Genomic DNA, 22,091 nt, shown 5'->3' with positions numbered 1-22,091 from the left:
ATGCGGTGAAATCGGTACTTCCCACCATCTGGACATCTCAAACTTCGGGAAGATAGTATCGGCTTGTGGGACAGCATAGCGGTATCGGAGTACTCGACAAGGCCGTGGCCGTGCTTCAGGCCGTGGCCGAAGATCCTTGTGGCCTGGCGGAACTGTGCACGCGGACCGGTCTGCCGCGCGCGACGGCGCACCGGCTCGCGGTCGGCCTCGAAGTGCATCGCCTGTTACGCCGCGGCCCCGACGGCCGCTGGCGGCCGGGTACCGCACTCGCGGAACTGGCCGGCGGTTCGACCGACCCGCTGCTCGACGCGGCGAGTTCGGTGCTGCCGAAATTGCGCGACATCACCGGCGAAAGCGTTCAGCTGTACCGCCGCGACGGCGTCCAGCGTGTCTGCGTTTCGACCGCGGAGCCGCCGAGCGGGCTCCGTGACACGGTGCCGATCGGTTCACGGCTGCCGATGACCGCGGGCTCCGGCGCGAAGGTGCTCGCCGCGTGGTCGGATCCGCACACGCAGCGGACGATCCTCACCGAGGCGGTGTACGGAGAGCGCACACTGCTCGAGGTCCGCCGCCGCGGCTGGGCCCAGAGCGTGGCGGAACGGGAGCCCGGTGTGGCGAGTGTCTCGGCGCCGGTACGGGATTCGACGGGCACCGTCGTCGCCGCGGTGTCGGTTTCCGGGCCCATCGAACGGATAGGGCGTAAACCGGGGGCACGCTGGGCCGCGGACCTGCTCGCCGCCGCGGACGCGCTCCAGGAGCGCCTCTGAGCCCGAGACGCGTTGGTACCGGTGTCGCGAAAGCCACTTTCGGGACGCCAGACGTCGCGAAAGTGGCTTTCGCGACACGCCTCGGCCGCTGGCGACCCCAAGACGAGTGAAGGCCCCCTGCGTCGGCAGGGGGCCTTCATCGTTTCCGTCCTGAATGGACGAGAGGGCTCAGAACTCGTCGGCCTCGGTCAGCTCGTGTTCGAGGCTGTCGGCACGCGCGACGAGGGACTTCAGCGGGTGTTCGAACTCGTTGACCAGGTTCAGGTCGACCAGCGGGACCGTGTGCTTGAGCAGCGCCACACCGTCCACCACCGCCGCGCCGCCGACCGAACCGCCGCCCGCCAGTTCGAGCAGGCGCCGCAGATCGATCTTGTCGGCCCAGCCGACCGGAGACGAGATCTCCACCCACTCCGCGCCGTCGTGTTCGGGCAAGTGGTGCAAGGACACCTGCTGGCCGCGACCGTCACCGGTGTCGACCCGGAACCGGAGCCAGCCGTCCCGCTCTTCGAGCACCTCGTACCGGCCCCGGACGAAATTGATCACGCCTGCCCAGATGGACACCCTCGTCACCTCTCGGTTTCGCCGCCTCGTGCGCTGTCGAGCATGGCACATCCGGGGCGGAAGAGTGTCGATGGTCTCGTTCAGGCTGGGTTTCGGGCGGGCTGGGAGCGACCGCACGTTGCGAAAGCCACCTCCGCAACGTTGAAGGTTGCGAAAGTGGCCTTCGCAACCCGACACGGCGGGATGGCCGCGAGCGGCGGACGGGCGACCGTGCCGCGGAGCTAGAGCGGCGCCATCCGGTAGCCCGACCCCCGCACGGTGTGGATCAGCGGAGGATCCTTGAGCTTCCGCCGCAGCCGCGCGATCACGACGTCGAGCACGTTCGACGCCGGATCCGCCATCTCGTCCCACGCGTACCGGATGAGTTCCCGCCGTGAGACCGGGCGCCCGGTCGCGGCCATCAGCCGTTCCATGACGAGGTACTCCTTGCGGGTCACGGTGAGCAGCACCCCCGCCCGCGAGAGCTGGTGCCTGCCGGTGTCGAGTTCGACGTCGGCGCAGCGCAGGATCACCGCCTGCCCGGCCATGTCACGGCGGCACAGGCTGCGCACCCTGGCGATCAGTTCCGGCATCGCGAACGGCTTGACCAGGTAGTCACCGCCGCCGACGCGCAAGCCGTCGATCCGGTCGGCGACGCTGTCGCGCGCGGTCAGGAACAGCACCGGCAGCGGCCATCCGGCGCTGCGCCGGTTGCGGACGTACGCCAGCGCGTCGCCCGAAGGAAGCATCCGGTCGAACACCGCGCAGTCGTAGGCGTTCACCATCAGCGCCTCGTCGGCGCCGGGCAGATCGGCGGCGGTGTCCACCGCGAAGCCGTCGCCGCGCAGGGCGAATTCCAACGCCACCCGCAAGTTCTCGTCGTCCTCGGTCACCAGCACCCGCACAGGGCCACGCTATCGTGCGATGGCCGCCTCCACGTCGGCCACGTGCAACCTGCGCAGTTCTTCGATCGCGGGCATCCGGCCCAGCAGCCGCAAGCGTTGTGACTGAGCCGTGCGCGCCTTCTCGAACAGCAGGCGCGCGTCGCGCGCGTTGCCGAAGTTGACGTCGCCGGAAACGCGCCGGAAGTGGCCGGTCAGCACGGGGCCGGCGTCGGGATCGAGTTCGTAGTCCCCGGCGGACGCCATCCGCCCGAAGATGGCGAGAAGTTCGGCGGGGCTGTAGTTCTTGAACTCGATCGTCTTGCCGAAGCGCGACGCGAGACCGGGGTTGGCGGCGAGGAAGTCGACCATCTCGTCGGTGTACCCGGCCACGATCACCGCCACCTCGTCACGATGTTCCTCCATCAGCGGGACCAGCGTGTCGATCGCCTCCTGGCCGAAGTCGCCGCCGGAGCCGGCGAGCCGCGTGAGCGTGTACGCCTCGTCGATGAACAGGACGCCGCCCTTGGCCTCTTCGAACACCGTCGCGGTCTTTTCCGCGGTGTGCCCGATGTACTGCCCGACGAGATCCCGGCGCGACACCTCCCGGAACTGGCCGATCGGCAGGACTCCCAGCGCCTTCAGCAGTTTGCCGTAGATCCGCGCGACCGTCGTCTTCCCGGTGCCGGGCGCGCCCGCGAAGATCAGATGGTGCCCGGCCGCGCCGACCGGCAGCCCCGCCCGGCGGCGCCATTCGTTGACCTGCAACTCGTCGACCAGCGAACGGACCTCTTCCTTGACCCCGGGAAGGCCGATCATCGCGTCGAGTTCGGCGAGCATCTCGTCCAACGCGTTGTCCCCCACGGTGCCGGGGTCCGCGGCCTCGGCGATCGTCGGCGTCGCCCCTTCGGCGATCGCGATCCCCGGTTCCGCGGTGTTCGAGACCCGGCATCCGGAGATCTCGCCGCCGCAACCGGAGGCGAACGAGATCCCCGAACCCCTGGTGTCGGTGACCGTGCACCGCTTGAGGACGGGCACCCCGTGGTGCGCGACGGCGATGCCTTCGTGGCCGGTGTGCGAGACGGTGCAGCCTTCGATGACCGGCCTGGCGTACTGGTAGACGTAGATACCGCGCAGGCCGCAGCCGGTCACCGTGCAGCCGGTCACGACCGGATCGGCGCCCTGTCCGAGGGTGATCCCGTCCCCCGTCACGTCTTCGACGGTGGTGTCCTCGATCCGCCCTGGCGAACCGTCGACGACGATCCCCTGCTCCGTCCCCGAAATCACGCAACCGCTCACGGTGAACGCCGTCGCGCCGCGAATCGCGATCGCCGGGCCGCGTCCACCGGAGACGGTGCAGTTCCGGACCGCGAGTTCCGTGTCGTCGGCCTGGATCGCGGACGCGCCGCCCGCCAGGACTTCGATCCCTTCGAGGGCGAGCGCTCCGCCGGTGCTGCGGAAAACGGGCCGGTCCGCGCCCCTGCCGTCGATGACGACCGTGGCGCCGTCGGACGCGGCCAAGGTCACCCGCAGGCCGGTCAGTTCGACGGTCTCCGCGTATTCACCGCCCGCGATGGTGATGACTGCGCCGTCGGACGCCTCCGTCAAGGCGTCACCGATGGTCGGATACGCGCCTGGCCGCTGGGCCACCAGCAGGACACGGCCGGGAGTCGAGATCGTCATCAGCCGGCCTTCGCCATCAGCCAGCCGCGATCGACCGCTTTTGCGCCGGCCTGGAACCGGCTGCGGGCGCCGAGCCGGTTCATGATGTCGGCGACCATCCGGCGCACCGTGCGCACCGAGACGCCGAGCCGCGCGGCGGCGGATTCGTCGGTCGTACCGGAGAACAGCAGCGTCAGCAGCTCCTGCTCGCGGCCGGTCAGGATCGAAGCGTTTTCGGCCTCCCGGAGGTCCAGCGGGACGAGCGGCGCGGCGCCCTGCCAGATCCGCTCGAAGAGGCCGACCGTCGCGGTGACCACGCCGGGCAGCCGGAACACCGCGGAACCGGCCTGCCTGCCCTCCGCGGGAAGGACGACCGAGGTCCGGTCGATCACCAGCGCGTCCATCGGGACCTCGGCGTCGGTCCGCACCTCGGCCCCGGCCCGCGAAAGCCGGTTGAGCGCGCCGGACATCCGGGCGGAGTCGGGGAAGAGCACCTTGTGGCGTACGCCGGGGCGCACGTTCGCGAGCGCGATCCGCTGAAAAGCGGTGTCCGTTCCCGTACTCATCACGAGCACCTCGCCGGTCGCTTCCGCGAGCAGCTCGCCGAGCCCCGCCCGGTCGCCGCCCTGGCCCGTTCCCGTGACCAGGCTGAGCTGGCCGGTCTGCACGGTCATCGCAGGTACCTCCCTCTTCCCCCGGCGCGGTGCCGCCGACGACGTCCTGTTCATGCCAGTTCCCCGCCGTCCGGGCGGCCGCGGGCACCCGACGCGTTAGCGTTCAGGGGCACCGGGAACTGCATGCGTCTACTTTCGCTGTCCGAACATGAGGTTTTGATGACACGGGTGTTGGTCGTCGAAGACGACGAGAATCTGCGGCTCGCGCTGGTCACGCAGCTCCGCGCGGCCGGCTTCGTCGTCGGCGAGGCCGGCGACATCACGACCGCGGACCGGCTGCTGCGCGAAACGCGCCACGACTGCGTGGTGTTCGACCGGATGCTGCCGGACGGCGACGCCATCGAATACGTCCACATGCGACGGCAGCTGGGCTGGCGGGCACCGGTGCTGTTCCTCACCGCCCGCGACGCGCTCGCCGACCGGGTGGCAGGCTTCGAGCACGGCGGTGACGACTACCTCGTGAAGCCGTTCGTGATGGCCGAGCTGACCGAGCGGGTGACCAATCTGTGTCACCGCTCCGCGTTCGACCGGCCCTCGGTGCTGCAGCACGAAGACCTGGTGATGGACTGCGCGCGGCGTGAGGTGCGCCGGGCCGGGGTGCTGCTCACGTTGACCAACAAGGAGTACGCGGTGCTCGAATACCTGCTGACCAGGGCGGGCCTGCCGGTGCAGCGGGCGGATCTGATCGAGCACTGCTGGGACGCGCAGGCCGATCCGATGTCCAATGTGGTCGATGTGGTGGTGAAGCGGTTGCGCCGCAAGCTGAAGGAACCCGAGCTGATCCACGCCGTCCGCGGCCTCGGCTACCGGCTGGGCGCCCGGTGAACACCCACTCCTCGGCCGATCGGCTGCGAAGGCTGCGCTGGACGCTGACCGCGTTGTTCACCGTGATGAACACCCTCGGGTTGGTGCTCTTCGCGGGGTTGCTCATCAACGAGGACGGCGACCAGGGCGAGGAACGGATCGACGCCGCGCTGACCCAGGTCACGTCGTCGGTCAGCAGGCTGGTCGAATTCGACGGCACCGTCGGCTTCGGTCTGGTCAACACCGACGTGCTGAACGACCGCTGCCCGCAGTTCGCGGTCCTGCCCGGCGGTGCGCCCGCGTTCGAGCCGCATCTTTCGCGGGCGAACTGTGTCCCGATGAGCATGCAGCTGTTGACCGGGCTCGCCACCGAAGCGGTGAAGACCGGCAAGCTGGTGCAGGGCCACCAAAAGGCGACCAACGGCGACGTGGTCAAGGTCCGCGCCGAACCGCTGCGCGACGGCGACGGCAAGACCTTCGCGGCCGTCGTCGCGGTGCAGTCCACGGAGACCGAAGACGCCGCGCACACCCAGTTCACGCTGCTGGTGATCGGCGGCACCGTGCTGCTGGTCGCGATACTGGGGTTCGCGGGCCACCTGCTGTCCGGGCGGTCGATCCGGCCCGCGGCCGCGGCCCTGCAGCAGCAGGAGGTCCTGCTCGCCGAAACCGCGCACGACCTCCGCACCCCGGTCGCCGCCCTGCGCGCGCTCGCCGAAACCGCGATGGCCAACCCCGCGCAGTCGGCGGAACTCCTGCCGCGGACCGTCCGCCTCGCCTCGAGAATGGGCGGCATCATCGACGACCTGCTCGTCCGCGCCCGGCTCGCCGCGGGGGTGGAACAGCTGAGCATCCAGCCGATCTGGCTCGACCAGCTGGTGGTGGGCATCGTCGAAGACACCGCGACCGACGGCGCCGAAGTCACCGTCACCGCCGCGCCCACCAAGGTCGACGCCGATCCCGCACTGCTGCAACGGGCCATCGGCAACCTTCTCGACAACGCCGTGCGCTACGGCCGCCAACCGGGAGCGAAGGCTTTCGTGCACCTGACCGTCGCCGGCGGCACCGTGACCGTCGCGGACCACGGCCCGGGTATCGACACCGCGCTGGCGGGTGAGGCGTTCGACCGGTTCGCCAGCACCGGCGGCTCTTCCGGGCTCGGGCTCTCGATCGTGCGGTGGGTCGCGCAGGCGCACGGCGGCACTCTCGCGGTGTACAACGCCGACGAGGGCGGCGCGATCTTCGAGCTTCGGTTCCCGGTCAGCCCGAACTGACCGGGCTTGCCCTAGCCGGGTTCCACTTCGATACCGGTCAGCTCACCGAACGCGGCCACAGTGGACACAGGATCGTCGTAAGTCACCAGGTCGACACCGGGCTCGGCGAAGGGACGCGAAGCACGCAAAGCGATCTGTTGCCCGGTACGCAGTCGCAGGATCAGCACCCGCACGTCGCCGACGCCCGGCGGCTCCTCGGCGAAGACGCGATTCAGCGCGGCTCCGATTTGCCGTTCGGTCAGCGGAACGCGCGCGACCGCGGGTGCGTCCCGCAAGGCGGCCCACTCGCTGGTGCCGCTGGTCGAGTAGGGCGGTTCGGGCCACGGCCCGCGATCGTCGAGGGCCCGCACCAGCCGTGCGAGGAAATCGCGGGTGGCGTCCTCGTCGTCCTGTTCGCCGGCTATCCGTTCGCCGGAGCCGAGGGCCTCCGTGGCCGCCCGGTGGTAGTCCGCCACGGGGAGCGTGAAGAACCGTTGACGGATCACCTCGTCCGCGACCCGCTCGACGAGCTCGTCGTCCGCCCGGTGCCGCAGGCCTGCCACGTAGGTGAGCTGGTTGACGTATCCGCGCCACGGGAACTTCACTTGTCTGGTCTTCCTTCCGTCTATTTGACTGACCAGGGCCGAAGGGTCCCTTCGCCGCATCAGACGCGGTGAAAGGGAGCCTTCACCCCACCACCAGTCTCACCCACGAACACGACACCCTTGACCTTCTCCTCAAGAGAACTGGGGACCGGTGTCCACCTGGGAGACATCCACACCCTGCTCGGCAAGGATGTTCAACCCGGTCACCAACTGCTCTTTCTCCGGCTGGTAGTGCCCGCTCTGGCGGGTCAGCTTGATCAGCCTCCCGTTCACCACACCGATGTGGCCCGCCACGGCGACGGGCTGTCCGGCGAGGAAGCTGGAATGGTGCAACTGCCCCGCGATCCACGTCGGCGACACGTACAGGTTCCCCTGCGGATCCATCGCGAAGATCGCCTGATCGAACGGCCCCGTGGCGGCGGACGTGTCCACCGGGGATCCGTCCCGTGCCCAATAGAGTTTGCCGTCCCGCACGAAAACCCGGTGCTCCTCCCTGCGTTCGGGTGAAAAGTACTCGACGACCATGGGAGCGAACGCCCGGTTCGGGTCGTTCGGATCGTCCTCGCCCCGGAAGGACGCTCGAAGTTCCGATGCCGGCAACGGTTCGTCCCGGTGCAGCGGGAGGGGAATGTCCTCGACCGGGATCCAGTCGGCCTCGGGTTCGGCGAGCGGTGGCTCCGGCTCCTGATTGATCACCGCGTCGATGCGGGGCGGGAGCGGATGGAAGGTCGTCGGCGGCAGGTTCAGGAAGTCGGGGGATGACCCGTCAGGATCGATCCCGGGGTCACCTGCTCCGCGTCCCGCCGGTCGATCCGGATCGTCCGCCGGTCGGTCCCCCGCTGGTTCGGGCCGTCGAATTCCAGGCCGAGGACCCGGATCCGCGCGTCCGTCGTCCGGTGCCGGAGGTTCGAACCGCTCTCCAGCGTCCCTTGCCGCAACCGGCCGACCACCAGGATCCCGTCCCGGCCCGGCAGGTCGAAGGTCTTCTCCACCTCGAACATCGTCGTCGTCATGATTCCGGAACCTTTCCAGGGCGGGCCCTTCGCTGGCCTCCGCCTCTTCTTCGAGACTTTCGCGTGTCTGCTCGGTCGGCGTGATCCCGGCTCGAAGCTGGCGCACGTGCGTCATCTCGTGTGCCAGCACCGCCACCAGGGTCTCGACGTCGGCGAAACTGGCCGGGCCGAGCCAAATGGTCTTTCCCGCCGACTCCGGCGGAGTGGACGCGCAGGCGCCCACTTCGTCGAGATACTCGATCACCTCGGGCGTCTCGACCAGCTGAACCTGGACGCCGGTCAGATCGATGCCGGCGGCTTCGGCCGTGCGGGCGACGGTCTGCTGGGTGCGCGGCAGGCCGTCGCCGCTGTCGAGGATGTCCCGGTTGCTCCGGACGGCCCGGCGGCTGAACAAATCGGGCGCCGGGCCGGGATCCCTGGCCGCGACCACTTCGAAGTCCGTGGAGCCCGTCTGGCGCAGCACCACGTCCGCGCCGAGCCCGACGAGCCCCTCGGCCAGTCGCGAAGTGAGCCCCTCGGCGAACAGGTACACCAGTTTGGTGCCGGGCGGGGCCGCGGCCCGGTCCCTGGTGATCCGGCCGGGAAAGACATCGAAGCTCGGAACTCCGGGTGATCCGGCGTTCACCACGTCGATCCGTACCGCCGTCCCGTCGGCCAGCGTGCCGTGCAGGACGGCGGGCCTGCCGGCGTCGACGCCCTCGATCACCAGCCCGGGCAACGCCAGCCCGGCCAGCCGCCCGCCGTCCACTTCGCCCAGCGCCCAAGCGACCTGGCCGGGATCGGCGGGGCGAACGGGCACGTCGGGCACCGGCGGCGATTCGACCGGGCGGCCGCGCCGTTCCGGCAGGTTGTCCTTCGCCGCCTCGCCATAGGTGATCGGCAGCAGGGAGATCGAAAGCGGATGTGCCGGCAACAGCATCAACGTCCCGGGCACCGGGGACAGGAACACGACCCCGCCGTCGGTCCACCGCACCAGGCCCCACTTCTCCACGACCTCCCCGGACGGGGGATGGAGGTAGGTCAGCCGCAGCGCGGCGGTCGGCGGCAGTGGGGAGGGACTCGACGCGGCCCACCACGCGCCGTGGATTTCGTCGATGACACTGTCGTAGCTTTCGTGAGCTTCCCAGGACCCGTGGAGTCGCTCGGCGACATAGGTTTCCCCGTCCATCCGCCACATGTCTTCGGGCCGGACCGGTTCGACCTTCATCTCCTGGCCGAGCATGCCGCGGAAATAGCCGACGACGGCCTGCGGGCCGTTGGTCTGCCAGCCTTCTCCATAGGCATCGGGGCTGTTGAAGTTCGGGTTGACCTCGCGCAGCAGTGGATGATGGGTTTCGATCTGCCACGCCTGTTCGTCCGGCGTCAGCACTCCCGCGTGGATCGACGGCAGGGCATTGACCTCGCTCGTCCGCGCCAGCGGCGAGAGCTCGGGCATCCGGAAGTACTTCAGGGCTTCCGGATGTTCCTGCGCCCACCGCACCAGTTCGGGATCGTAGGTCGCCCCGGCCGAGATCTGCCGCGCGCTGTGCATCATGCCGTACGCCGTCTCGAACAACGAGATCCAGCGCGTCAGGCCGGACGCCGGCCGCGGCGGGCCGTTCACGATGTTCGTCGCCGCCGTCACGATCCCACGGGTGTGCCGGTGCCACGCGGGCTCGACGCTGGGCGGAATCATCCCGCGGGTCAGCGCCGCGACGTCGCGATACACCTTCCAACGGCGGCCGCCCGTGGTGGTGCCGCGCGCGGGCGGGGCGCCGCTCGCCGGGCTCGGCGCGGGCACCGCTGCGTCCGCTCTCTTCGGACCGTCCTGTTCGGACGGCTCCGGGTTGATCACGTCGTCGATGCCCTTCGGCGCGGCGGGATCCTTGTGGAGCCGGGCGAACTGCTCACGGGCCGAGGCGATCGCCTGCGCGTAGGCGTTGCGCAGCAGGAAAGGCACCGGACGGCCGGCCCACCGGCGAGCCTCCTCGCCGTTGTCCTCGGTGATGAGCACCCGGAATCCGTCGCGGTAGCCTGCCAGGTCGGCGAACAGGGTGATCTGCCCGTCGATGAAGTAGACCTCACCGTCCAGATTGGCCACGTTGAACAGATGCGTGACGCCGGCGCGCTCGCCGTGCACGATCGCGCGGGCGCCGGGGCCGAGCGCACGCAGCCGTTGCGCCACATCGTTGGCCGACGCCATCGGGACGAACCGTGCCCCGGCGACCCTGGCCGCCATGGCGACCCGGTCGGCCCAGCCCTCCCGGCCGGTCAGCCCGGCCAGCGTGCGCGGCGGGACCGCCCGTCCCGGCGGCCTGCCCGCCGCCCGATCGGCGAGATGCCGGTCGGTGAGCACGGCCGCCACCTGGCAGGGCACCATCTCGCCGGGTTCGCCGCCGACCGCGTCCCGCAGGCCGGGCAACAGCTGACGTACCTGCTGCGGGTCGCTGTTGCCCTGGTGCACCCCGTCGAAGACGTCATCGAGCCGCAGCGGATTCTCGGCGAGCGCGTTGTACTGCTGGATCGCCTCGACGAGTTCGTTGCGCGCCACCACTTCCGGACGGGTCTGCCCGGTCGTGGCCACCCAGTCCCCGGCCCTGGTAAGCCGGTCCGCGGCGGCACCGACGGCCTCCAGCGCCACCAGCCGGTCCGGCAGCGTGGTGAGCTCACCCGGTTGTTCCAGGAGGTCCAGGTAGGCCGCGTCGGCGGCGGCCTTGAGCTGTCCTGGCACCGAAAGCGGAGCGGCTTCGGACGGCGGTACGGCGGGCGCCATCTTCCTCACCAGGTCGGCGATCTGCCTCGGATGCCACCACTGCCGCTGCCCGCCGGGCTGGTCCGGGGACTCGGCGAGACCACGGTCCAGCAGCCGGAACAGGTACCGCTCGAGCGCGTCGGCCCTGGCCCGCGCCTCGGCCCTCCGCAACTCGGCGGCAGGCCCGGCGGCGGCGTCCTCGGCGGCGAATTCCCGTTCCGTCAACGATCGGTGGAACAACGGGATCAGCGTTTCGGCCGCGGCGGCCACCGCGTACGGGCCGAGGCCGCCGATGCCGAACAACGTGAAGCCCGCGGTGGTGGCGCCGAGGGAGGCGGAGGCGATCACCATGTCGGCGGTCAGCCAGGTCTTCGACGCGAGCCACGGCGGCCGGTCCCCATCGGGCTCGGTGTCCGGCTCCGCTTCGGGCGCGGACAGCCCGTGCTCATCTAAAAAGTGACGAAGCCGGTCGCGGTCCGCCTCGTGTGGCGCGGTTTCGGCGAGCCGGTTCAGCGCCGCGCGCAACACCCGGGTGCGCAGTTCGCTGTGCTCGTCCACCTCCGCCAGCAGGTCGTGCAGCCTGCGGTCGTGCTCGGCCTCCTGCGCGGCCCGGTACGCGCTGTGCCCGGTCACCCCGCCGGCGATGGTGCCGACGATCGCCTGGAGCACCCCGAGCCCGAGGTATTCCAGGTAGCCGGTGAACACCGCGGACAGCCAGGTCGGGTCCGACGTGTCCGGCAGATTCCGGTCCGGAATGCGGTAGCCGATCGGCGACAGCGCCGAATCGTTGCCCACGCCGGTGAAGGTCGCCAGCGGGCTCGCCCGGTGCCGGGGTCCGCTCGCCTCCCCCGGTTCGGCCGCGGGTACCGGGGTGTCCGCCAGCCTTTCCTCGATCAGATCGAGGAAGGCGTGACCGAACTCGGCCAGCTCCCGTTCGTTGTCCGCGGTCGCCTGATCGGCCTCGTCCAGCCGCTCCGAGGCCCGTGCCACCCGCTCGTCCTGGCGGCGCCGTCCCCGGAACGCCTCGGCGAACGACCCGAACACGGCGGGCGCCCAGAGCGTCGCGAGAAGCGCGCCTGCCATCATCGGCTGCATGCCGATCGAGGCCATCGCGAGCGTGCCGAGCGATCCGGCGGAGACACCGGCCGCGCGGCGCACCGCGTACGGCGTCAGGCCGACGTACTCGGCATCCGGATGCTCGGTCCCTGGCGTTTCCGGTCGTGGCGCGGCTGTGGCCTCCGGCGAGGGTGTTCCGCTCCGCAGCCGGCCGGAAATCCCGGTCCAGCGGTCGAAAAGCGGGCGGAAGAGGGCCTCCCGCCTGGCCGCGGCCCGCTCGGCGACCGCCCGCTCGACGGGTGCTTTCGCCGCTTTCTCCGCGTTGACCTCGCGGGCCACGACCGACCGGTCATAGAGGCCCGCGGCCAGCGAGCGCGCGGCCGCGCCGCTGATCATCGCGGCCGCGACCACCGGCGCGGTGGCCACGATGGCGCCGCCGAAAGCGACCGACGACGTGCTGCCGGCGAGCAGCCGGGTGATCGCGTAGTCGAGTCCGCCCGCATAGCCATCGGGCGCCGGTGCGTACCGGCGCACCACCTCGCGCATCCGCTCGTCCGGCAGCGCGGCCAGCCGCCGTGCGGCGCCCGGGTCGCCCGGCCGCAAACCCATGTCCGCGATCAACGCCTGAAGTGCGGCGCTCAGCCCGGATCGCCGGAGTGGCAGCGGACTGCCTGCCAGCGCACTGCCGAACGCCAGCAGCTGCGCGGCCCGCCCGTGATCGGCCGGACTCAGCAACGGGTCCGCGGTGGGATCGGCGGTGGCGCTGAGGAAGTCCTCGCCGTGCGGCGTCCCGGACAGCTCGGCCGCCGCCGCACCCAGCGCCCTCGCGACCGCGTCGCGCGTCGCGTCCTCGGTGGCGAACGCGGAGATCTCGATCTCCAGCGAATTCTCCGCGGTGTCCACTCTGTACTGGGCGACCTGGCCAGGACTCGGCGTTCCCGCTCGCACGGTGACGTCGAACGTGTTCCCTGCCGGGCCGGTGACCACGTATCGGCGGCCGTTCGCGGAGCGCTCGACCGCCCGCATACCGGCGTCCGGCACCGCGCGCCCCACCGCGTGCCGCGCGTCGGCGCGCACCCCGATGGGATCGGGATTCTTCTGCGACGGCAACGAATCCGAGGCAGGCAGACCGACGGGTCCAGCGTCCGGCGGCGGCGTGCGAGGAGTGGTCTTCCCGACGTTCGGATCCGTCCCGGGGTCCGGCCGGTTCGACGGACCGGCCGGACGTGGGGGCGTCGGTGGCGTCGGCTCCGGCGACGGCGCACCGCCGGGATCGTCGTCCGGCGTATCGGGATCGTCGGGGTTCTTGTCGGGATCGTTTTCGGGAGTACTGCCCGTCCCGATGAGCTTCGGTGCCCGAGTGCGCGGCAGGCTCAGGTCGACGGCCGCGCCGACGCCGAGCACCGGGATGTTCGACGTGTACACGAGCCCCCCAGGGGTCCGCGCCTCGTAGGCCTTGTGCACCCTGTTCAAGGCGGCTCGCACGACGTAGATCACCGGGCCGGACACGGCGAGCGCGGTGCCCGCGGCGGCGACCAGCGGCGCCGACGACAGGCCCATCATGCCCAGCCCGACCAGCGAGGACGCGGTGACCCAGAGGGCAGCCGGGCCTTTGCGAGCGGCCTGGCGGCCCAGCCGGAGCTCCAGCTCGGCACCGAGTTTGGAGATGTAGAGGGTGGCGCCGGTCAGGGTCGTCGCGGCGAGCGCCTTCAGCCACTCCCCGTCGCTCACCGCGAGCGCGACCAGCATGCCGTTGGCCACGGTCAGCACCGGGAACGCCAGTGCGTTCTGCAGCCTGCGATACAGCGGCCTGAGCGCGTTGTCGTAACCGGCGATCCCCCCGATGGCGTTGGACAGCGCGGTGAAAAGGAACAGCCCGTCCGCGACCGCGTAGACCCCCGCGACCGCGGCGTCCAGCCCGCTCAGACTGGCCGCCTGTGCGACGTGCACCGGCAGATTGACCAGGAAGGTGCCGGCGAGGCCGGCGGCCATCAGCTTGCCGAGCCTGCCCGCGTGCGGGTTCATCTTGTTCATCGACTCGGGTGCGGCGCCGTACGGCCTGCCGACCTCGTTCAGGTAGCGCGAAACCTCGAGGCTCACGTCTTCCTGGCGCTGCGACGGGCGTTCGCCGATCGCCAGCGGGGTGTGGATGATGGCCTGCAGGTTGATCAGGAACTGCCGGGTCCTCACGTCGACTTCGCCCCGCACCTCCTCCAGGACGGTGTCGAACCAGCCGAGCGGATTGACGTCGTACTCCAGGTAATCCCGGATCATCCTGGCGAGCGCCTCGGCGGACCGCTGGTCGAGCCTGCCGCGTTCGAGCATCCCTTCCAGGCTCACCCGGTTGCTCTGGGCGTGCCCGGTCTTCGCGATGTTGAGCATCCCGCGGACGACGAAGGCCGCGTAGCCCGCCCCGATGCTCACCCCCGCCGACAGCGCGAAGGGAACGCCCATCGTCGCGCCCACTCCCAGCATGGTCGCCGCGGCGGCCCCGGCCACCGCCCAGCCTTTCAGGTCACGGCCGAGCCAGGCCGAGCGCAGCGTGGCGATCTTCTCGAGCGCCGTGAGTTGTTCTCGTTCGGTCTTCTCCACACTCTCGATCAGCGACGCGAGCATGGCGTCCCGTTCGGCGGGCGCCAACGGCAGCGTGGCGAGCCGTCCGGGGGTCATGGCCAGTCGCGCACGGGAGATCTCTCCCGCGGCCACGGCCGCCCTGATGCGCTCGCCCGCCATCAGCGCCTGGGCGGTGACCGGGCGGCTGAGGAGCGCGTCGGCCCCGCTCACCGGTCGCAGCCCACCGCGTTCGGTCCAGCGCCGCTTCAGCTGCTCGAAGGCGGACTTGACCCCCGCCGCGGTTTCCGTGGCGGAGATCCTGGCCGCGGCCACCTGCAGCCGCGGCGGATTGGCGTTCGCGTCACTTCCGGGATCGGCGGCGGTGTACCAGAGCTTCATCGTCCGCAATTGCGGATTCGCCAGCCACGGCTGGTCTTTCGCGCGTTGTTCGTCGGTGAGGTCCAGCCCGGACAACGGCCCGCGCGCCTGATAGCCGGGGTCCGCGACCCAGCCCTCGGCGATTCTCGCCTCGACCCATTCGTCCACCTTGCGCTGCCAGTGCGGGCCGAACGACTCGATGAACCCGTCCCAGGCTCCGGACAGGATCTCGTTGAACACGAACGCGGTGACCCGCTGCCCCGCCTCCTCGTGCATCCGGGCGAAGTTGCCGTGCAGGATCTTCGCGACCGCCGCCTCTCCGCCGGGCCTCCGAGCGGCCTCGGCGAACAGTGGATCCATCTCGTTGCGGTGGCGGACGTAGTGCGCACCGGGTTGCGGGTTCACCGTGTCGGTACCGAAGATGAGCCGATCCTGGTTCACGATCAGGAACCGGATCAACGCCTCCCTGACCTCGGGAGCCGCCTTCGCGTGCTGCGCGAGGACGTTCCAGGAGATGTCCATGGCGGTGTTCGTGGTGTCGAGCAGCCACTGCAACCGCTCGATGTGTTCGACGGTGAGCGTGGTCCAGTGCCCGAGGCCGAGATGCGCCCAGATCACCTTCGCGCCGGCGAGGCTCTCCTGCTGGAGGAGGTAGGCCATCGGGCCGAGGTTGCGCCCGTCCGACGGGCTCGCCACGTACATCCCGTTGCCGCGCAACCTGGCCAGGCCCATGTCGTCGTGCAGGATCAGCACCTGCCCGGTGGCGGCGATGGTCTCCAGCAGTTCGACGGTGTTCGGGTTGTACATCTCCGGCGCGTTGTCCGGCAGGCTCCGCAGTTCGGCGTGCAGCCCGGCGGCTTTCAGCAGCGCCTTGATCCGACCGGCGTTCTCGATGAGCGAGTCGTAGAAGTCCATCTCGGTCAGGGCGCTCGGGCTGCCGTCCACCGGGAACAGCTCGGCCATCGGCGAACCTTCCGCCAGGTACGCGGCGAAGAACTCCGGCCCGATCCGTCCCTTGTGGATCGAATCCTGGACGAGTTCCGCCGCGGCGAGCAGCTTCCCGAAGTAGTCGACCCACTCCGGGTTGACCACCTCGCTCGCCTGCCGCCCGAGCATCGACTGGACCATTTCCTTCACGAAAGTGGTCTCGGCGAGGTAGCGGGCCGCGTCGCCGAACAGGACCGCCATCGCCATCAGGTAGCCGCCGACCCCGGGAATGTCCACTCTGGCTCCGGAAACACCGGGGAACCAGTGTGACTTCTGCTCTTCCGACATCCGGTCGCGCGCGGAGAAGAACCGCAGGTCGGAGAGCTGGCCGTGCAGGCCCAGCATCTTCTTGCCGAAGACGGTGGCCATCCGGACCACGTTGGTGAGGGCGTAATAGAAGGAACCGCTGGAGCCACCGATCACGCCGAGCCCGCTCTGCGGAATGGGCGACGCCACCAGGATGTTCGGCAGTCCCTGAGCGATCAGCCAGTTCACCAACTCCTGATAGTCGACGTTGGCGGCGTCATACCCCTTCGGGTGCATGTGGACGTCGTGGAAGAAATGGACGGGGCGGGGTTTGCCGAGCCGAAGCGCGAGTTCCTCCTCGACGCCGAGTTCCCTGGCTTTCGCCACATAGTCCGGGCTGTCCGGATCGAGTGCGGCGAACTGGGCGCCCCGGCTCGGGGCGAGGGCGTCACGGCCGGTGACCCGGTCACCCACTCCGATCAGCCAGCCGCGGGCGTCGACGTAGGCGTCCACCACCGGCTTCCGCTTTCCCGGCAGGTTCTCCGCCCGCCGGGTGATACCGGCGACCTCGCCGTCGAGGAGCTTGGCGATCCTTCCTATCTCCACATTGGACAGTCCTCGATCGGCCGCCCGTTCGATCGCCGGAACCAGCGCCCGGACGTACTCGGCGTGCGCCTCGGTGCGAGCGGCGTCGGCCAGGCGCATCCGTTCGATCGCCTGCTCCAGCCGATCCTGCCGCGCGGCGACCTCGGCCCGCACGTCCTCGGTGGTTCCGTCCAGCGAAAGACCGGGCTCGGCACCTGGCAGCAGCCGGTGTGTGGCCACGCTTTCGACCGGGAGGCCCAGCGCCTCGGCGACGTCGGCCCGGTCACCGGTGGCGAGCAGATGCGGCACCCACTCGGTCAGCGCGCGCATGTCTTCCCTCGCCGCCCGCAATTCGGCCATCGCGGCGTGGTAGGCGACTTCCGCCGCATACCGTGGTTCCTCCACCGCGCGGATAGCGGCGGCGAGTGCGGCGCGGATCCCCGCGAGGTCCAGGACGCTCCGGCCACGCGGGCGCGCCGGTTCCGGTACCGCCGGATCACCCTCCGGGGCGACCCGCGCCCTGGTGGCCACCGACCAGAGTTCGGCGACCTGTCGGGCGGCGGCCCGGCGGCGCGCCCATTCCGGTAGCCCGTTCGCGACCGCCTCGTCACCGATTCGCGTCATCTCGGCCAGCGCGGCGTCTCTGGCCCGCTGCCATTCCCGCTCCGCGAACTCCAGTTCCCTCGCCGCGTGCTCGGTCTGCCTCAGCAGGTCCTCGTAATGCGTTCGCGCCTTGGTCAGTACCTCGGAGAAGTCGTCCAGTTCCTGGATCGACGGCATCAGCTTGTGCGGGACGCGGGAGCGCACCGAGGGATCGGTCACCATCGCGGCGACCATCGCCGGTGACATCCCGTAGGCCGCCGCCACGGCATCGATCAGCTGGTCCTGCCCGATGTTCGTGAGCTCGATTCCGCGCTGGACAAGCCATTTGACGTCCGGAAGCCGGTCATCGAGACGGGCCGCGGCCTTGGCATACCACTCCAGCGCGTGTGTCAGTGCCAGCTTCTGGGGCCGAGAGGCGCGGCCCGCCTCGATCAGCGCGTCGATCAGCGCCAGGCCCTTGCGCAGGTGCAGACCGGTGAAGGTGAGCCGCGCGAAGGTGAGCCGGCCTTTGCGCTCGGCGGGCAGGTGCCGCGTTTCGATCGGCGGCAAGGCGGTGGTGGGGAGCAGGGTTTCCGGTTCGAACAACGCGCGGGTGAAAGTATCGTCGCGGTGTACTTCCAGAGCCGACGGTTCGGTGCCCGCGGCCAGGTGGTAGCTCTGCACCACCACCGGCGATCCCGGTTCGTCCGAGGGATTCAACTCGAGGGTGAGGGCCGGGATCGTGGAACCCGCGTAATGGGAGCGTCCACCGCCGTTTTCCCCGCGACCGTCGAGGCCGAACGGAACACCGGCGCGGAGCTGGTAACGGCCGAAGTGGTCACCGAGAATCTCTTGCTGCCGGGCGAGAACGTCGTCCGCGAAGATCTCCTGGACGAACCGCTCGCGCCTGCCGGGAGTCATCGTGCCGTCGCGGAACTCCTTCCGGACCTGCCAGGCCCGGTTCCGTGACGACTCCGAATCCACCGTGGGTGCTTCGCCACGAGCCAGCCGCTCGAACTCTTGGATCGCGTTGTCGAACGCTGCCCGCAGGGCGGGGGCGATCCGGGTCCGGACCCGGGCGCCGTCCAGGATGCGTTCGGCATCGCGCGGGCGAAGCGGCCGCGAGTCGGCGGGCAGCAGGCCGTGTTCGAGCAGCAACAATCGGAGGTCGTTCCACGCCAGCCTCGACTTGCCGATCAACGCCCGCAGCGCGCGCTCGCTGTGCCTGCTCGATGCCAGCTCGGCGTCGGTGAGGTCGCCGCGCGGGCTCGGATGGGTATCCCGAGCCGGGTTCTCCGGATGGTAGAAGCGTTGCGCCGCGGCCGACGGCGGTTCCGGCGTGGGCGGTCCCTCCTGGGGCCCCGGAGGTGTCTGGTCCGGCGGCGGCGTCGCGGGCGGCGGCGTGCCCTCCGTTCCCCTGGCCGCGACCTCGATGAACACCTGGAAACCGTCGTACTGGATGACGCTGTCGGCGCCGTTCGCCACGGCTTTCTTCGCGAACTCGGGATCGACCCGGTTGGTGGCCAGCAGGACGACCTTGGGGCCGGGCCCGGCCAGTTTGCGTTGTCTGGCGGTCTGTGCGAGGTCGGCCGCGACGAGCGCGGTCCGGTCCTTGACCTCGAAGCGGACCTCGGTGCCATCCGCGAGCTCGCCGCGGATGTCGATGTCGGTTCCGTCGTTGTTCGTGGCCTCCGTACCGGCCCGTCCGTCGTCGTCCACCGGCACCTCGAGACCGGTGATCCGCAGTCCGGGCAACCCGATCTGGTCAAGCAGGTGCCCGTCCAGCTTGGCCAGCGCCAGCGCGACGTCGGCCGCGGCGTACTTCGCGCGGACGTTCTCGTAGTTGGAATCGAGTGCGGTCGCCTCGACCTGGGTGTTGCCGTCCAGCACCCGTCGCGCCTTGCCCAGCTCTTCCCGCAGGCCCTCCTCGGCGGCCCGGACGTCCACGCCGAGCGCGGCGAGCTCGTCCAGCTTGGCCTGGATTTCCGCGGCCTCGAGCAGGAGACCCTTGCCCCGGTCCACCTTGGCCAGGTCGGCCGGAGTCGCCGCGCCTTCGACCGGTTCCCTGGCAGGGATCCGGTCGGTCAAGGCCGTCACCTGTTCGGCGAACGCGGCGAGCTGGTCGGCACTCATCGCGGAGACGCGCTCGGCGAGCGAACGCCCCTTCGGCCCGGCGGACACCCGCCCGGCGAGATCGGTCAGCCGCTTCACCAGCTTGTCCGGATTTATTCTGGCCGCGAGACCCACGACCGCTTCCCGCGCCGAGTGCGACAACGCGTCCCATGTCTCGGCCAGTTCGGGCTGTCTGGCCAACAGCGGTGCGAGGCGGGCAAGGGCGGCCGCGGCCTCCGCCGGGTGCAGGCGGCCGAGCACCTCGGACATCGCTTCCCTCGCGGCCGGAACCGCGCCCCACAACCGGTGCACCGCGGCCTCGGCTGCCAGCCGCCTGCCCAGCTCGTGCCCCGCGGAATTCGACATCTTGCCGAGGATCTCGCCGAACGAACGGTCCATCAGGCCCGGCGAAAGGCGCGCCGCGAACTCCTGCACCTGATCGGCCAGCGCGTCCGGATCGACCGAGCTCATCAGCTCGGTGATCGCCTGCCGCGCTGTCAGCGACAGCAAGTCCCACACGGCGGCGAGCCGCGGCGGCACGCCGTCCGGGACATCCGGGGACTCGCCGGTGCCGGGCGGCGGGCCGGGCGGCCGCCGGGGCGGGTCGGCGGGCGGGTCGCCCTGCGTGCGCTGGGGCTCGGCGGCACGGCGCGTCGTCGTGTGGGCGGGTGCCGGGACCGGTTTGGCGGGCTGGGCGGGATCCGGCGGGCTGGGCTGCTGAGCCTGCCGGGCAGCCGCGGCGGCCGGTGCGGCGGCGGCCAGTACCTGGCCGGTCCCAGGACCGGTACCGGGGCCCGTATCGGGGCCGGGGGCGTGACCCGTACCGGTACTCCCGCCGACCTCTTCGGCCGGACCGTCCACAGTGGGTTCAGGAGCTTCCTCCGGCTCCTGCTGTCGCTCCTGTTCCGGGGTTTCGGATTCGGGCGGCCTTGGGCCGTCGTCGGGCTCCGGCGCGGCTTCCGGCTCACCCTTGCCGGGCTTCGCCGCGGTGTCCCGGTTCGGGACCGCGGGCGTCGAGCCCTGGTGCTGAGCCGAACCGGACTGAGGCGCAGTGGGCTGTGCCGAACCCGGTTGTGCCGCACCGGGTTGCGCGCCGGTCTGGGCCGTGGCGGCAGGCGTCGAGGCGGTCGCGGCCGGCGCGCTCGCCTGTGCCGAGGCGGTCGACGTGGTGGCCGCCGCCGGTGCCGACGTGGCCTGGGCCGCCGAAGAGGCCGGAGCCGACGTGGCGGTAGCCGACGGCGTCGCACCGGGAGCGGCTGCCGTGGCCGTCGCCGCACCGACGGCGGTCGCCTGCGGCACCGAACCGGCCCCCACCTGCGATACCGAAGAACCGATCGTGTGCTGCCCCGTCGACGAACCCACTCCGGCGTGCTGCCGCGCACCAGCCATCGACTCGTCCACTGTGGACGAAGTAGGCGACTTGCCGTGACCACCACCGTCCGCGCCCGATGTACCGGCCAGGTCCCCGGTGGAGCCGCCGGGCTGACCGGACGTTGCCCCGGACTCGCCTTGCCCCAGCCCGACGCCGCTGTCTCCTTGCCCCAATGCGGTGTCGGCGCCCTTCCCCGCTCCGGCGTCGGCCGACTCCGGAGCTTTCACCTCGCCCGGCGGGTCGGTCGGTGGCGGACCGCCCGACGAGGTTCCCATATCCGTCACCGGGGACGGTTTCTGCAGCCCGAATTTCTCCCTTTCGAAGGCCATCACCTGCTCGCCGGCGAGATGCGCGTTCCCCCGGATCGGGCCGATCGCGGCCGAGGTGAGCCAGTTCTCCTTGATGGACTGCCCATAGCCGGCGAGATCGGTGGGAACCCCGTTCCCGTCCATGATGCTTTGCGCGGCATGGCTGGAGATCGGCGAGGACACCGCGTTCGTGCTCGCCGAGCTGACCGCCGTGGTCGCGTGTTTGCCGAGCCCGCTGTCCAGCGCGTTCTTGACGCCCGGATTCTTCCTGGCGAGAGCGCCGATTGCCTTGCCAGGCGCGCCGACGATGCCGCTGACCGGGGCGCCGATGGCACCGCCGAGCGCGTTGGTGGCGCTTTCCTTCCAGTTGAACCCGTCCTGGTTGCCCTGCCAGATGTTCAGGCCTTGCTCGATACTGTTGGTGAAGACCTCGTCGGCCGCCTCGCGCACGGGAATCGTGGCAAGCTTGCCGAGCTTGCCGATTTTGTTCCCCGCCTGGGCGATCGACTTGGCGATCTCCACGATCCTGGCGACCCGCTTCGCCATCTTGGCGGCGAACAGCCACTGCCCGCCGGGGATCGCCGCCATGAGGGCGAAATCCAGGCTGGCGTGAATGATCTCCGACCAGATCTGGTTGCGCACCCGCCGGATCTGATCCGCGTAGTTGTGGCAGAACGTCGCCATCTTGCGCATGCTCACGACGAGATCCCGGTTGCCGGACCCGCCACCGCCGTACTCGCCGTCGTTGGCCTCTTTGATCCGCGCCTGGACGAAAGCGCCGTTCGCGTCCGGCCAGGTCTCGCGAAGCCGGTCGTGGACGATCGACGATCGGGTGATCGCGCCTTCCAGCAACGTCGCGGCTTTGTCCCACGCGTCACCGAGGTCGTCGGCCGCGTTCGGGTTGTCCGGCGGCCAGATGTCGTCGACGACGCCGCCCATCCATTCCCACGCCGCGACCGTCATGCTCCACAGATCAGCCATCGTC

Annotated in this window: 9 protein-coding genes; 3 read left to right on the top strand and 6 right to left on the bottom strand. The window is 70.4% G+C overall.

Translation table 11 applies throughout. The features are described 5' to 3' along the window. Positions 1-65: 65 nt before the first annotated feature. Entirely contained in the window at positions 66-767 is a 702-nt protein-coding gene (locus tag ACLJO0_RS19805; RefSeq protein WP_007031477.1) for an IclR family transcriptional regulator, read from the top strand. Positions 768-935: 168 nt separating this feature from the next. On the opposite strand, the gene ACLJO0_RS19800 is transcribed toward ACLJO0_RS19805, so the two are convergent. The 4 genes from ACLJO0_RS19800 to ACLJO0_RS19785 all read right to left on the bottom strand — a co-directional run bounded on the left by ACLJO0_RS19800 (position 936) and on the right by ACLJO0_RS19785 (position 4,524). After that, entirely contained in the window at positions 936-1,328 is a 393-nt protein-coding gene (locus ACLJO0_RS19800) for a hypothetical protein (protein ID WP_410579966.1), read from the bottom strand. A 221-nt stretch (positions 1,329-1,549) separates the two neighbouring features. Continuing rightward, on the bottom strand, positions 1,550-2,212 hold the full coding sequence (locus ACLJO0_RS19795) for a response regulator transcription factor (RefSeq protein ID WP_125792538.1): 663 nt from the start codon (positions 2,210-2,212) through the stop codon (positions 1,550-1,552). A 9-nt stretch (positions 2,213-2,221) separates the two neighbouring features. Next, entirely contained in the window at positions 2,222-3,871 is a 1,650-nt protein-coding gene (locus ACLJO0_RS19790; RefSeq protein WP_410579965.1) for a right-handed parallel beta-helix repeat-containing protein, read from the bottom strand. Further along, the gene (locus ACLJO0_RS19785) at positions 3,871-4,524 is read right to left on the bottom strand and encodes a helix-turn-helix transcriptional regulator (RefSeq protein WP_125792536.1); all 654 of its coding nucleotides are present in this window, start codon (positions 4,522-4,524) and stop codon (positions 3,871-3,873) included. The genes ACLJO0_RS19790 and ACLJO0_RS19785 overlap by 1 nt, the downstream gene beginning before the upstream one ends. Positions 4,525-4,683: 159 nt before the next feature. Here ACLJO0_RS19785 and ACLJO0_RS19780 point away from each other — a divergent pair, with 159 nt between their 5' ends. Together ACLJO0_RS19780 and ACLJO0_RS19775 are read left to right on the top strand one after the other, a co-directional pair. Then, positions 4,684-5,349, top strand: a complete 666-nt coding sequence (locus ACLJO0_RS19780; protein ID WP_410579964.1) for a response regulator transcription factor — start codon at positions 4,684-4,686, stop codon at positions 5,347-5,349. Further along, entirely contained in the window at positions 5,346-6,599 is a 1,254-nt protein-coding gene (locus ACLJO0_RS19775; protein ID WP_410579963.1) for a sensor histidine kinase, read from the top strand. Before ACLJO0_RS19780 ends, ACLJO0_RS19775 begins: the two co-directional genes overlap by 4 nt. A gap of 11 nt (positions 6,600-6,610) precedes the next feature. Here ACLJO0_RS19775 and ACLJO0_RS19770 read toward each other — a convergent pair whose 3' ends face one another. Both ACLJO0_RS19770 and ACLJO0_RS19765 read right to left on the bottom strand, forming a co-directional pair. Beyond that, on the bottom strand, positions 6,611-7,183 hold the full coding sequence (locus ACLJO0_RS19770; protein ID WP_410579962.1) for a hypothetical protein: 573 nt from the start codon (positions 7,181-7,183) through the stop codon (positions 6,611-6,613). A 132-nt stretch (positions 7,184-7,315) separates the two neighbouring features. Next, positions 7,316-22,087, bottom strand: coding sequence for a toxin glutamine deamidase domain-containing protein (locus tag ACLJO0_RS19765; RefSeq protein ID WP_410579961.1), 14,772 nt, complete (start codon positions 22,085-22,087; stop codon positions 7,316-7,318). Between the last annotated feature and the right edge of the window lie 4 nt (positions 22,088-22,091).

Source organism: Amycolatopsis sp. lyj-108, from assembly GCF_046549005.1.
Classification (GTDB): Bacteria; Actinomycetota; Actinomycetes; order Mycobacteriales; family Pseudonocardiaceae; genus Amycolatopsis.
Note: the sequence above shows the minus strand (reverse complement) of the source record. Positions and strands in the feature narration are given on the sequence as shown.